A 13621-nucleotide genomic window follows, 5' to 3' on the forward strand; every position below is an offset into this window, starting at 1 on the left:
GCTTGCGGCTGGTCGGCGGGGTGCGGCCCGATACTGGGCGCACGGTAGAACGGACAGTGCCCCGCACGCACCGAGGCGGGTCCGCTCAGCGGGACGTGCGGGTGAGTCCTGGCACCGGCCCATGTCCGCCGCCTCCACCCGGGGTGCCGCCGACCGGTGACGCTGCGTACATGCGGGGTGCGGTCTGCTCAGCGAGACGGGTCCCTTGGGCGGATCCGCCGGTCCGCCGCATGCTCGCCTCACAGTTCACCCGGCAGCAGGAGGACACGCACGATGACGGTCGAGGACTCTCCCGACGCAAAGCCCACGGTCCGGAGCCGCCGCAGATCAGCAGGAGAACCCGGACGTCAGGACTGGAAGTCGTGGCCCCACTACGACGCGGCGGGCGCGGGCTTCCGCGGCTACTGGTATCCGGTCACCTGGTCCAGCCAGATCACCGGCGATCCGCTGCCGTTCACGATCTGCGGCGAGAAGATCACGCTGATCCGGGACGGCGGCACGGCGTACGCGCTGCACAACCGCTGCCCGCACCGCGGCGTGCCGCTCTCCGAGGGAGACCAGCAGTTCCCCGGCACCGTCAGCTGCCCGTACCACGGCTGGACCTTCGACCTGCCCACCGGCAAGCTCGCCGCGGTCATCACCGACGGGCCGGGCTGCCGGCTGACCGGCAAGGTCTCGGTGCGCACCTACCCGGTCGAGGAACGCCTCGGCATGGTGTGGGTGTACATCCCCCTCGCCGACGAGGAGCCGCACCCGATCGACTCGCAGCTGCCCGAGGAGCTCGTCTCCAACGCCTTCGTGATGGGCGGCCGGATCGACCCGCGCAGCGGCAACTGGCGCTTCGCCTGCGAGAACGGCTTCGACGAGGGCCACGCCAAGTACCTGCACCGCACCGCTCTGTGGCGGCTGTTCAAGCCCATGCCGACCTGGAACATCACCCGGATCGTGCCCAAGGGCCGCTGGATCTTCCGGGTCCAGGACGAGGTCCACTGGGAGGCGGACTTCCCCGGAGTGGGCCACTGGACCAACAAGCGCTGGTGGAAGGCCCGGCCGCCGAAGGAGACCTTCAACATCGGCAACACGGGCAAGCCGGACAAGGTCGACCCGACGATCGAGGCCCAGGAGTTCCCCGGCTTCGCGTCACTGTCGATGCCCGGCGTGCTGCGCATCGCGTACCCCAACTTCATCCACTACGAGTTCTACGTCCCGGTCGACGAGGACAACCACCGCTACGTCGGCGTGATGGTCAACTTCACCGAGGGCTTGGACACCCTGCGGTTCTACGCCAAGTACCTGGGCGCGATCCGCTGGCTGTTCCACGGCCAGTTCTCCGGTCAGGACGCATGGATGGTCGACATCACCGACGCTCCCCCGGAGAAGCTCTACCGCCCCGACATCTCGCTGACCGCCTGGCGGAACCTCAGCGAGGAGGAGTACGGCAAGAAGCTGGCCGGCCCGGGCTCCCCCACCGGCAAGGACTCCCCCACCCCCACCCCCACCCCCACCGGCACCGGCACCGGCACCGGCACCGACGAGAAGAAGGCATGACCATGGGCCGCATCCTCCTCACCCTGCTGATCGGCGCCGCGGTCGCCGTCGGGCTCCCGATCGCCAAGAAGCGCTTCGAGCGCACCACCATGACCCAGGTCCACCGGATCAACCAGTGACCGTCGACGAACTGGCAGGACTGGACAGTCGGCGTGCCGCCTGGGTCCAGGAAGCCTGGCGGCAGGTGACCGGTGACCGGCTGCGCGAGCTGATCACCGGCCTCGTCGACATCCCGAGTCCGACCGGCGACGAGGGCCCGCTCGCCGAGCACATCGCCGCCACTCTCACGGCCGCGGGCTGCCGGGCCCGGGTCCAGCCGCTCGACGACCGGCAGGCCAACGCCTGGTCCCGGCTCGACGGCGACGGCACCGGCCCCGACCTGATGCTGTACGCGCCGATCGACACCCTGACGGTCGGCGAGGAGAGCGAGGATCTCCCCTGGATCGGCCCCGAGTTGCGGGACGACATGCGCCCGCGGGCCACCGTCCACGACGACCTGGTCGTCGGCCTGGGAGCATCCAACCCCAAGGGCCATGCCGCGTGCGTGATGATGGCCGCCGAGGCGATCGCGCTCGCCGGGATCCCGCTCACCGGCGACCTGGTCGCGGCCTTCGGCGCGGGCGGCATGCCCACCAACGCCCGGCCGGGCCCCCGCCGCCACACCGGCCAGGGCGTGGGTTGTTCGTTCCTGCTGGAGCAGGGAGTGTGGACCGACTACGCGGTCATCGCCAAGCCCGGCTGGACGGTGTCCTGGGACGAGGTCGGTCTCGTGTGGTTCGAGGTCACCGTCCGCGGCACGCACACCTACGCCGGCTCGCGCCACCGGCTCCCGTACGACAACGCGATCGCCCGCGCCGGTGAGGTGGCCCGGTACCTGGAGGAGTGGTTCGTCGAGTACGCCGACCGGCACACCGCCGGGACGGTCGCGCCGCAGGGCATCGTCTCCTCGGTGCGCGGCGGCTGGCCGCGGATGGCGGCGGTGACACCGGCCGCCTGCACCCTCATGGTGGACCTGCGCATCAGCCCCGACACGACGCCGATGCGGGTGAAGCGGGAGTTCATGGCCGCCGTCGACGCCATGCGCGACACGATGCCCGGGCTCGACGTCACCGCCGACATGGTGCTGGCCATCGCCGGAACCCGGACCGATCCGGACAGCTGGGTGCGCCGCAGCGCGACGGCCGCGTGGGAGGCCTTCGAGGGGCGCGAGCACGAGGTGATCCTCGGCAACAGCGGCGCCACCGACGCGAACATCCTGCGCGGGCGCGGCATCCCCACGGTGCGGGTCGGGATGCCGAAGGTCACGGAAGCCCCTTTCGACATCGACTTCGCGCGGGGGATGAACACCGTCTCCGTACGGGCCATGGAGAGGCTGACGCGTCATCTGATCCGTACGGCCCTCGACACCGTCACCCGCTCCCGCGACGAGCTGGAAGGAACAGCGACATGACCGAGATAGTCCTGGGTGTGGGCGCGTCGCACAGCACGCTGATGAACACCCACTGGGAGGAGACCCTCCACAAGGACCGGGCCGAGCGGTTCCGTGACGCGCTCACGCAGGCGCGCGAGGCGCTCGCCGCGGCCCGGCCCGACACGGTGATCCTGGTGGGTTCCAACCACTTCCGCGGCTTCTGGCTGGACCTGATCCCGAGCTTCACGATCGGTGTCGGCGAGTGCGTCGCCAGCGGCGAGTCGGGCACTCCCAAGGGCCCGCAGCCGGTGGACGTGCCGCTGGCCCGGCACATCGCCGGCTCCCTCGTCGAAGGCGGCGCTTTCGACCCCGCCTTCTCGGCCCGGTTGCAGATCGACCATGGTCAGTCGCACGCGATCCAGTACCTCCTCGACGGGCTGGACGTGGAGATCGTGCCGCTCGTCGTGAACGTCTTCGCCCCTCCCCTGCCCACACTCGCGCGCTGCGAGGACCTGGGCCGGGCGATCCGGGAGGCCGTACTGGCGTTTCCCGGGGACCGTCGCGTCGCCGTCATCGGCTCGGGCGGTCTCTCGCACCGGCTGCCCTGGCCGGACTGGCGGGAACCGCACGGCGACGACGAGGAGTTCATGGTCGGCGCGTGGCTCAATGGCCGGGAGAACTGGCAGGACTACGACGTCCGGCGGCGCGAGATCATCCGGGCCGCCGAGGCCGCGCTCAACCCGGAGTTCGACGACGAGTTCCTCTCCCTCGTCGAGCGCGGCGAGACGCACCGCATCACCGAGTACACCACCGAAGAGCTGGAGAAGGTGGCCGGCAACGGCGCCCAGGAAGTACGCACCTGGCTGCTCATGGCCGCCCTGCTCCACCACGTTCCCGGCCGGCGCCTCGCCTACGAACCGATGCCCGAGTGGCTCACCGGCATGGGCGTCGCCGTCCTCGACCCCGCACACACCGACGAAAGGCAGCCATGAGCATCTGGACCGAACTGACGGGCATCGACTACCGCCACGCGTACGTCGAGACCGGCGACGTGACGACCCGCGCTCTGCAGGCGGGTCCCGAGGACGGCGAGCATGTGGTGTTCCTGCACGGCACGACCGGCCACCTGGAGGCGTTCGTCCGTAACATCCCGGCGCACGCCGAGGCCGGCTATCGCTGCCATGCCATCGACATGCTCGGCCACGGCTACACCGGCAAGCCGGACCGCCCGGGCGAGATCCCCGCGTATGTCGAGCACCTGATGGCGTACCTCGACGCGGTGGGCGCCGAACGCGCGCATGTGGTGGGCGAGTCGCTGGGCGGCTGGGTGGGGTCCTGGGCGGCGAGCGAGTACCCGGACCGCGTGGCCTCCCTCCAGCTGCTGTGCATGGGCGGCACGAAGATCAACCCGGCGGTGATGGACCGGCTGAAGACGTCCACGCGCAACGCTGCCCTCAAGAAGGAGATCTCCTTCACCCGGGAGCGGCTGGCGCTGCTGTGGGCCGAGTGGGACGAGGAGCTCGGCGAGGAACTGACCCAGGTGCGCTACGAGATCTACCACCACCCCGAGTTCCAGCGGAACCTGCACAACCTGCTGGCGCTGCAGGAGGTCGAGGCGCGTGAGCGCAATCTGCTGCGCCCCGACCGCATGGCCCGGATCAAGGCACCTACGCTGGTGGTCTGGGGCAACAAGAACCCTATGGGGGATGTCCCGGAGGCCGAGGCCATCGCCGCGGCCATCCCCGGAGCCCGCCTGGAGGTCTTCAACGAGTGCGGCCACTGGCCGCAGCACGAGAAGGCCGACCTCTACAACCCGCTCAGCCTGGCCTTTCTCGCCGAGTCGCCGTGAGGTGCCTGCCATGACCGTCGTCCCGATCGAGCGCGCCCCGCTCGACTCCGCCTCGCCTTCCCCATCCCCATCCCCATCCCCCTCCCCGCCGTCGTCGTATCCCGACTCGATGAACTCCGTCCTGGGCAAGGTCCGGCCCATACTGGAAGCGTTCACCGTCGACGACGACACGCTCTCCCTCGCCGACCTCGTGCGCCGCACGGGCGTGGCGAAGGCCACCGTGCACCGGCTCTGTCAGGAGCTGGTGGTCTGGGGACTGCTGGAGAGAGCGGGCTGCGACTACCGGCTCGGGTTGCGGCTGTTCGAGATCGGTCAGCGGGTGCACCGGCAGCGGATCCTGCGCGAGGTGGCCCAGCCGTACATGGAGGACCTGCTGCTGGCCACTCAGGAGACGATCCACTTCGCGATCCACGACGGCATCGACGTGGTCTATCTGGAGAAGATCCTGCCGCACCGGGGGCTGAGCGAGGAGTCCCGGGTGGCGGGCCGGCTCCCGTTGTACGCCACCGCCACCGGCAAGGCGATCCTGGCCTTCTCCCCCGCCTCTCTGTTCGGCGAGGTGGTCAGGAACGGGCTGAAGCCGTTCACCCGCCACACGATCACCTCGCCGGGGCGGCTGCGCGGCCAGCTGGAGCGGGTCCGGGAGCAGGGCATCGCGACCGAGGGGGAGGAGATCAGGCTCGGTTACATGAGCATGGCCGTGCCGGTCTTCGGGCAGCAGAACGCGCTGGCGGGCGCGTTGTCGATCACCGCACCGACGTACCGCATGGACGCCACCGCGCACGCGAGCGCGCTGCGCATCGCGGGTCTGGGCATCAGTCGGTCGCTGCGGTCGGCCCTGTGAGCACGCTGGAGGAGGTGCTGGCCCGGGCCCGGGGACTCATCGGCCGCTGGGAGGACGAGGACTGCGGCACGGTCACCGTCAAGGACTTCTGCCGGTACGCCGCCGCGATCGACGACGTCGACTACATCCGCCGGGCGCGCGCCCAGGAGTCGGCCGGTGCGGCGGTGGAGGCCCCCGCCCTGTTCCTCGCGTCCACCATGAGCTGGGAGGACGGGCCGGCCGAAGCGGAGTTGCGGCCGGACGGACTGACCGCCCGGGAGTCGCCGTGCACCCAGGGCCTTCCGGTGCGTCAGGTGCACGGCGGCCAGTCGGTACGGCTGAGCCGGGCGCCGCTCGCGGGCAGCCGGGTCACCGCCTCGCGTGCGGTCACCTCCGTCGAGCGCAAGCACGGCCGGTCCGGCGACTTCGTCCTGCTCGGCCTCACCACCCGCTTCACCTCGGCGGACGGCGACGAACTGACGGCGGTGGACGAGACGATCGTCGTGCTGGCGGCCGTCCCCGAAGGAGCGGCCTCATGAGCCCCCCTGCCGATCGCCCCGCGGCCACACCCGGCCCCGGCCCCTGCCCCGTCGCGGGTGAGGTCTGTCCGCCGCGGCGGTACGCGCACAGCAGGGTGCAGTTGTTCCGGTTCAGTGCCGTGTCCTGGAACTCCCACCGCATCCACTACGACGCCGAGTTCGCGGCCACGGAGGGCTTTCCCGACGTGGTCGTCCAGTCCACCCTGCACGGCGAGACCCTCAGCCGGTACGCGCTGGAGTGGGCCGGGCCGGACGCCCGGCTGAAATCGGTGAGCTGGCGCAACGTCACGACCGCGGTGGCCGGCGAGCCGCTCACCTGGACCGGGACGGTCCGTGTGGTCGCGCCCTGCGACGAGGGCGTGTGGATGACGCTCGACGTCCGCGTACTCAAGGACGACGGCGCTCCCTGCGTCACCGGGCACGTCGAACTCACCTGCCGTGGAGCTCGTACGACCTCTTGAGCAGAGCGGTGTCCATGCCGCGGACGGCGAAGGTGATCTCCCGGATCGCCTTCGCCGTCCGCGTTCCGCGTTGTGCTCCGTCGTTGTGCTCCGTCCGGCTCGGCTCCGCGGGCGGCCATCGTGTCCGCCGTGCGTCCCGTCAGGCGGACCAGTTCCGTTGGGCGGGGGCCGGGTCGTCCCTACGCTCCTGAACCATGAGCGTTCCTACTGATGAGCCGGTCACCACGGGCGATGCCCCGGTGGTCGAAGCCGACATCCTGATCATCGGTGCCGGCCCGTCGGGCCTCTACGGCGCCTACTACGCGGGCTTCCGTGGACTGCGCGTCGCGGTCATGGACGTCCTGCCCCAACTCGGCGGCCAGATCAGCGCGATGTACCCCGAGAAGCCCATCTTCGACATCGCCGGTTTCCCGTCGGTGCGCGGACGCGACCTCGTGGACAACCTGGTCGCCCAGGCGGAGCCGTACGGCGTCCGCTACCTCCTCGGGGAACGGGCCGTGGAGCTGTCCTACGAGCCCGACGGCCGGCCCCTCGTCCGCGGCGACCGGGGGACGACCGTACGGGCCGGGGCAGTGGTGATCACCGGCGGGGTGGGCACCTTCACCCCCAGGCCGCTGCCGGCCGGCGAGGACTACCTCGGCCGCGGCCAGGTCTACTTCGTGCCGGACCCGACCGACCACACCGGCCACGACGTGATCGTCGTCGGCGGTGGCGACAGCGCCTTCGACTGGGCGGCGACGCTCGCGCCGATCGCCCGCTCCGTCCGGCTCGTCCACCGCACGGGCCGTTTCCGGGCGCACCACGCGACGGTGGAGAAGGTGCGGGCCCTCGGTATCGAGATCATCACCGACTCCGAGGTGAGCGCGCTGCACGGCACCGCGCGGGTGGAGCAGGTGGAGGTCCGGCACCGCACCACGAAGGCCACGCGGCTGCTTCCGGCGCACAGCGTCGTCGCCGCCCTCGGCTTCGTCGCCGACCTGGGTCCGCTGCAGAACTGGGGACTCGACCTGCAGGCACGGCGGATCGCCGTGGACACCCGGATGGCCACCAACCTGCCCCGCGTGTTCGCCGCCGGCGACATCACCGACTACCCGGGCAAGGTGCGGCTGATCGCCGTGGGCTTCGGCGAGGCCGCCACCGCCGTGAACAACGCGGCCACCGTCATCGATCCGGAGGCAGCACTGTTCCCCGGACATTCCACAGACAAGGAGAACTGACATGGCCTACGTGATCGGCGCGGCCTGCGTCGACATCATGGACCGGTCCTGCATGGAGGAATGCCCGGTCGACTGCATCTACGAGGGCGAGCGCAAGCTCTACATCAACCCGGTGGAGTGCATCGACTGCGGCGCCTGCGAGACGGCCTGCCCGGAGCAGGCGATCACCGTCGACCGGCTCGCCGACCCCGAGTTCCGCGCCGACAACCGCCGCTTCTTCGAGGAGCCGCTGCCCGGCCGTACGACCGCGCTGGGCACGCCCGGCGGAGCGAGCGGCCTCGGTCCGGTGGGCATCGACACCCCCCTCGTCAAGGCCGCGGCGGAAGGCGCCTGAGGGGCGCCGCCGCCTCCGCCAGGGTGTCCAGGACCGCCGCCGCGCAGCTGGAGGCACTGGACGACCGTCGAGCGCGCCTTCCAGCCGGTGCCGCCAGGCCCCTGCCGCGGTCCCGGCCACCGGGGGGGGCGGCACGGCAGGTCCGCAGGCCCCCGCGTCACTGCGGGTACATACCGAAGTGCCTGAAGTACGTCTATATTTTGCCTTCTCGGTACTGGTGGCCGTCTCCGTCCGAGGCGCGCCGCTCAGGTGAGGAGGACGAGTCATGGTCGCTGCGTACGAGGTCGGTGAGGACGGCGGAGGTACCCGGCCGGAGCATGAGCCTCCCAAATCGGTCCTCGGCAAGGTCGGACTCATTCTGAGCGCCTTCCGGGACGACGACTTCTCGCTGAGCCTCGCCGAGCTGACGGCCCGCACCGGGGTCGCGAAGGCCACCGTCTACCGCCTGTGCCAGGGGCTCGTCGCCGGCGAGCTCCTGGAGCGGGAGGGCTCGGACTACCGTCTCGGGCTGCAGCTGTACGAGATCGGTCTGCGCGCGCCGCGCCAGCGGACCCTGCGCGAGGCCGCGCGGCCCGTCGTCGAGAACCTCGCGCAGAGCCTCGACAACGCCGTCACCCTGGCCGTGCCGAACGGCTCGGAACTGCTGTGCATCGAGAACGTCGGCACCCACCGCAACCGGGCCCGGGCCAGTGTGGGCGGACGGCACATCCAGCTGCACAGCACCGCCTCCGGGAAGCTGACCCTCGCCATGCTTCCCGACCAGTACCCGCTGTCCGTGGTCCTGCCGCGGATGCGCCGCCGTACGCCGCGCACCTTGAACGCCGCCCAGCTCCCCGACGAGCTCGTCCGTATCCGGGAGCAGGGTTACGCCACCGAGGTCGAGGAGTTCCGCGACGGTTACCTCGCCGTCGCGGTGCCCGTGCGCGGCACCGACGAGGCCTATCTGGGCGCCCTGTCGGTCATCGCCCCGACGGCGGGCAGCAACGTCCCCAGGATGCTGGTGGCACTGACCGGCGCGTCCCACACGATCACCGCGCGCCTGACCCTGTTCGAGGCCTACCGCGCCCCGCGGTGACGAGGGATCCTCGTACCGCGGTGAGGCCGTACTGAGCAATCCTCGTACCGCCGTCAGGGCGCTCCCGCGTCGTCGACCAGCATCCGGGCGATGCCTCGTTCGCTGAAGACGTCTCGCAGGGCGAGGGCGACACCGCCGTGGATCGAGGAGTTCTCACCGAGCTGAGTCGTGGTGATGGTCAGCTTCCGGGTGGCCAGGGGCAGGGCGCGCTGATAGACCACGGCGCGGACCCCGGAGAGCATGTCGTCGCGCAGCTCGCTCAGCGGGCCGCCGAGGATCAGCGTGCGGGGGTTGAACATGTAGACCAGCATCGCCACCACCTCACCGATCTCGGTGGCGGCCTGACGCAGGGCACGTACGGCGGGCGGGTCGTTGTTCGCGACGCGTTCGGCCAGCGTGTGAGCGCCGAAGAGGGGATCCTCCTCGGTCGACTCGGGGATACCCAGACTGCTCAGGACGGCCCGGTGGGAGGCGAGCGCTCCCACACAACCGATGTTGCCGCAGGTGCACAGGACGTCGCCCCCGCCGCCGACGGCCCGGATGTGGCCGACGTCGCCGGCGGCTCCGTCCGCCCCTCGGTGCACCTCGCCGTCGGCCGTGATGATGCCGACGCCGATACCCGCGCCTATCTTGATGCAGAGCAGCGGGGTGTCGACCTGGTCCTGGGCGGCCTCGCCAACGGCCATGAGGTTGGCGTCGTTGTCCACCACCGCGGGGGCGTGGAAGCGACTGCGCAGCCACTCGGCCACCGGGAAGCCGTCCCAGCCGGGCATGCCGGTCGGCCGCACGGCGCAGCCGCGCTGAGGGTCCACGGGTGCGGGCAGGCCCACGACCACCTCGCGGACCCGGTCCGGATCGCGCCCGCACCGCTCCAGCAGGTTGAGCAGTTCCTCGGTCACCGCTTCGAGCACGGCCTGAGGCCCGGCCTCGATCGGAATGACCACCGTCTCCTGCGCGAGCACCCGCCCGCCGAGATCGGCGATCGCGACCTGGGACGCCAGAGTGTCGATGTCCGCCACGGCAATGGTTCCCGCCCGGGGGCTGAGTGTCAGCACGCGCGGCGGCCGTCCCCGCACGGATTCGCTGGACTCGATCTCCCGCAGGATGCCGTGCCCGACGAGGTGCTCGACCTGCTGACCGACCGTCGAACGGGCCAGACCTGTGCGCCGCGCGAGCTCGGCACGGCTGGTCGCTTCGCCCGACACCACGAGGTCCAGCACTTTGGGCAGCCCTACGGGCACCGCGGGGAGCAGGGAAGGATCGACCAGAGAGTCATCGGCTTTATGCACGTCCAAGACCATAATTACGTCGTCTCGCAACCGTCAACGGCCGTGCCCCTCAAGTCAGACTTCCCGGACGACCGCCCCAGGAGGAAGATCCCTGCCTTCGGCCATCTTTACTCCACACAAAAAATTAAAAATACCATCTTGTTCTACGGACACGAACTAAACGATGGTGAGGCAAGACGCGACCTTCAGGTGCACATCGGGCACCATGACGGCGCATCGCCGCCAAAAACGGCGGAGTATCTCAACGGCACGGAACTGAAGTCAATGACATGCGGTCCCCTCATGGGTCGGACACTCGCACCCGAGGCCCCCTCGGCGCACCTGACACCCCCGTTCACGGGCGGGCCCGGGTGCGCCTTCACTGCGTCCGCAGGTTCCGCCTCCGGGCCGCAGACAGCTCCCACGACACACCTTGAGTTCCGCACTGAGCTGCGGCTTTCGGCGCAGCTGCGTCCGAGGCGCCCGGGGCCGGCCGACCGCCTGGACGGTCGCCGAACAGGGACCCGAGCAGCCGACCCGACAGCCCACCGCGGCCACTTATCACGATTCGATAACCAGGCCGTGAGTGTTCTGCTCAGTGGACCGGGCGCCTCGTGCGTCCCTCGACACCGCTCTTAAATACACAGCAGCCGGGCGAGAAACAGGCGCGGCACTGGGATTGAGGGACCGGCACACCCCGCCGCCCGACCGGGATCCCCCGGCACGGCCGGAAAACCGGGCGTCCTCGATCCACGCGGTTCGGCACCCGCTCAGAGCGGAATCACCTTCTGCCGCCCGGTCCGAAGTGTCCCTGTCGTGGCCCTGCCGTCGACGACCACGTACGAACCCAGCGACCACACCCCATCCCCGGCACCCGCACCCGCACCCGCACCCGCACCCGCACCGTGCATCGCCACCTGGAGAGGAACCCTCGCAATGGCCAAACAGACGCATCGAATCGGCATTCTCGGCAGCGGAAACATCTTCGGCCGGTACGTCACCGGCCTCGCCCGCTACCCGGAACTGCAGATCGTGCGCGTGGGCGACATCGACGCGGCCCGGGCCAAGCAGGCCGCCGCCGATCACGCCATCCCGGCCTGGGGCGACGACGCGGAGCTGTACGCCGACGAGTCGGTGGACATCATCGTGAACCTCACCCCGCCGGTGCACCACGCGCGCACCATCAGCACCGCCCTGGCGGCCGGCAAGCACGTCTACGTCGAGAAGCCCCTGGCCACCACGGTCGAGGAGGGCAGGACCGTCCTCGCGGCGGCGGCCGGGAGCGGGCGCATTCTCGGCTCGGCCCCCGACACCTTCCTCGGCAGCGCGAGCCAGACGGCCCGCAAGGCCCTGGACGCCGGCCGGATCGGCACACCGATCGGTGCCTCGGCCTTCATCGGCCACAGCAAGGCCGAGACCTGGCACCCGGACCCGCGTTTCCTGTTCCAGCCGGGCGGCGGCCCGGTGATGGACATGGGCCCGTACTACTTCGCGATCCTCGTCAACCTCCTGGGGCCGGTCCGGTCCGTCGCCGCGTCCAGCAGGATCGGTGCCCCGCGGCGGACCGTGACAGCGCCACAGCGGGCTGTCGACTCCATCGAGGTCACGGTTCCCACCCACGCCGGCGCGGTGCTGACCTTCGCCTCCGGAGTCATCGGCACGACGCAGATGAGCTTCGACGTGTGGGACACGGACCTCCCGTTCATGGAGATCTACGGCACCGAGGGCACGCTGTCCCTGCCCAGCCCGAACAACTTCGACGGTGACGTGCGGCTGCGGCGGCACGGCGAGAGCGAGTGGACCGTGCTGGAGCCGGCGGTCGAGCTGTTCGGCGCCGTCGGCACCCGCGAACAGGCCCGCCGCGGCCTCGGCGTCCGCGATCTCGCGGACGCGATCGAGGGCGGCCCGCACCGCGCGAACGCCCCCTTCGCCTTCCACGTGCTCGAAGCGCTGTGCGCCGTGGACGAGTCCTCCCAGCAGGGTCGCGTGGTGGAGCTGGGCAGCACCTGCGATCGCCCGCAGCCGCGTTTCTCCGGCTGACGCCCACGGCTTCGGCCCGACGTCCGGCCGAAGCCCCGTACGGCACATGAACAGGAGACTCACAGTGCCTGACGCCTACGGATTCACCAGATACGGCGGACCTGAGGAGCAACGATTCCTCGATCTGCCCAAGCCCGTACCCGGGCCGGACGAGCTGCTGGTCGAGGTGTACGCGGCCGGCGTCAACCCGGTGGACTGGGGCGTCCGGGCCGGAAAGCACCGTGCCTTCCTGCACCTCGAGATGCCGGCCGTGCTCGGACGTGAGGCCGCCGGGGTGGTCGAACAACTCGGCGAGGGTGTGGACGGGTTCGCGGTGGGCGACCCGGTGTTCGGCACCACCCTCCGGGGCGGCGGCTGCTACGCCCGGTACGCGCTCCTGACAGCCGGCCAGACGGCGCCGAAGCCCCCCTCGGTCTCCTTCACCGACGCGGCGGCGCTGCCGGTGGCGGCCGGCACCGCCCACGACTGCGTGAACCAGCTCGGTCCGACGGCCGGCCAGACCCTGCTGATCCTGGGAATCGGCGGCGGTGTGGGCGTCGCGGCGGCGCAACTCGCACGCGACGCCGGAGTGTCCGTCGTCGGCACCGCCTCCGCGGCCAAACGAGAGTTCGTCGAGTCGCTCGGCGCCACGGCGATCGACTACGACGGCGCGGACTTCGGCAAGCAGCTCGATGCCGCCCTGCCGAACGGAGCCGACACGGTCCTCGACCTCGTGGGCGGCGGTGCGCTGGACAGCGTCTCGTCGGTGATCTCCCCCGGCTGCCGGGTCATCTCGGCCACCGACCCGGAGACGGCGGCCCGGTTCGGCGCTCTGCCGATGTCCCGCAAGAGCTCGACCGCGACGCTCACCGAGCTGGCCCGGCGCGTGGCGGAAGGCCGGCTCGACCCTCAGGTCCGCGCCGTCTTTCCTTTCGAGGACGCCGAGGCCGCCCTGCGCGAAGTCGAGTCCGGTCATCCGTGGGGCAAGGTGGTGCTGGACATGACGTCACGTTCGAGCCACTGACCTGCGGCCTTCCCCTTCGAGGGCGACCACCGCTGCGGGCGTGACCGGTGGCC

General features: G+C 70.7%; 13 protein-coding genes. 12 read left to right on the plus strand and 1 reads right to left on the minus strand.

Annotated features, from left to right (window positions below):
- Nucleotides 1-273: 273 nt before the first annotated feature.
- The 10 genes from M2271_RS19905 (at nucleotide 274) to M2271_RS19950 (ending at nucleotide 9257) form a co-directional block, all read left to right on the plus strand.
- Complete coding sequence (locus M2271_RS19905; protein ID WP_280888608.1) at nucleotides 274-1548, plus strand: Rieske 2Fe-2S domain-containing protein; 1275 nt, start codon at nucleotides 274-276, stop codon at nucleotides 1546-1548.
- 115 nt (nucleotides 1549-1663) lie between these two features.
- A complete protein-coding gene (locus tag M2271_RS19910; RefSeq protein ID WP_280888609.1) occupies nucleotides 1664-2998 on the plus strand; it encodes a peptidase dimerization domain-containing protein in 1335 nt (444 codons plus the stop codon).
- A complete protein-coding gene (locus tag M2271_RS19915) occupies nucleotides 2995-3951 on the plus strand; it encodes a catechol 1,2-dioxygenase (RefSeq protein WP_280888610.1) in 957 nt (318 codons plus the stop codon). The genes M2271_RS19910 and M2271_RS19915 overlap by 4 nt, the downstream gene beginning before the upstream one ends.
- Nucleotides 3948-4808, plus strand: coding sequence for an alpha/beta fold hydrolase (locus M2271_RS19920; protein ID WP_280888611.1), 861 nt, complete (start codon nucleotides 3948-3950; stop codon nucleotides 4806-4808). The genes M2271_RS19915 and M2271_RS19920 overlap by 4 nt, the downstream gene beginning before the upstream one ends.
- Nucleotides 4809-4818: 10 nt before the next feature.
- Entirely contained in the window at nucleotides 4819-5652 is an 834-nt protein-coding gene (locus tag M2271_RS19925; RefSeq protein WP_280888612.1) for an IclR family transcriptional regulator, read from the plus strand.
- Nucleotides 5649-6170, plus strand: coding sequence for a MaoC family dehydratase N-terminal domain-containing protein (locus tag M2271_RS19930; protein ID WP_280888613.1), 522 nt, complete (start codon nucleotides 5649-5651; stop codon nucleotides 6168-6170). The genes M2271_RS19925 and M2271_RS19930 overlap by 4 nt, the downstream gene beginning before the upstream one ends.
- The gene (locus tag M2271_RS19935) at nucleotides 6167-6631 is read left to right on the plus strand and encodes a MaoC/PaaZ C-terminal domain-containing protein (RefSeq protein WP_280888614.1); all 465 of its coding nucleotides are present in this window, start codon (nucleotides 6167-6169) and stop codon (nucleotides 6629-6631) included. The genes M2271_RS19930 and M2271_RS19935 overlap by 4 nt, the downstream gene beginning before the upstream one ends.
- A gap of 194 nt (nucleotides 6632-6825) precedes the next feature.
- On the plus strand, nucleotides 6826-7848 hold the full coding sequence (locus M2271_RS19940; protein WP_280888615.1) for an NAD(P)/FAD-dependent oxidoreductase: 1023 nt from the start codon (nucleotides 6826-6828) through the stop codon (nucleotides 7846-7848).
- Nucleotide 7849: 1 nt separating this feature from the next.
- Nucleotides 7850-8182: a ferredoxin gene (gene fdxA, locus M2271_RS19945; RefSeq protein WP_280888616.1), complete on the plus strand. Its 333-nt coding sequence runs from the start codon at nucleotides 7850-7852 to the stop codon at nucleotides 8180-8182.
- A 265-nt stretch (nucleotides 8183-8447) separates the two neighbouring features.
- Nucleotides 8448-9257: an IclR family transcriptional regulator gene (locus tag M2271_RS19950; protein WP_280888617.1), complete on the plus strand. Its 810-nt coding sequence runs from the start codon at nucleotides 8448-8450 to the stop codon at nucleotides 9255-9257.
- A 53-nt stretch (nucleotides 9258-9310) separates the two neighbouring features.
- On the opposite strand, the gene M2271_RS19955 is transcribed toward M2271_RS19950, so the two are convergent.
- Nucleotides 9311-10546: an ROK family transcriptional regulator gene (locus M2271_RS19955; protein ID WP_280888618.1), complete on the minus strand. Its 1236-nt coding sequence runs from the start codon at nucleotides 10544-10546 to the stop codon at nucleotides 9311-9313.
- A 915-nt stretch (nucleotides 10547-11461) separates the two neighbouring features.
- Here M2271_RS19955 and M2271_RS19960 point away from each other — a divergent pair.
- Together M2271_RS19960 and M2271_RS19965 are read left to right on the plus strand one after the other, a co-directional pair.
- Nucleotides 11462-12565 carry a Gfo/Idh/MocA family oxidoreductase gene (locus tag M2271_RS19960; RefSeq protein WP_280888619.1) on the plus strand — a complete coding sequence of 368 codons (1104 nt, stop codon included), beginning with the start codon at nucleotides 11462-11464 and terminating at the stop codon, nucleotides 12563-12565.
- 64 nt (nucleotides 12566-12629) lie between these two features.
- Nucleotides 12630-13568, plus strand: a complete 939-nt coding sequence (locus tag M2271_RS19965) for an NADP-dependent oxidoreductase (protein WP_280888620.1) — start codon at nucleotides 12630-12632, stop codon at nucleotides 13566-13568.
- Nucleotides 13569-13621 lie beyond the last annotated feature (53 nt).

This window comes from Streptomyces sp. LBL (assembly GCF_029893585.1).
Taxonomy (GTDB): domain Bacteria; phylum Actinomycetota; class Actinomycetes; order Streptomycetales; family Streptomycetaceae; genus Streptomyces.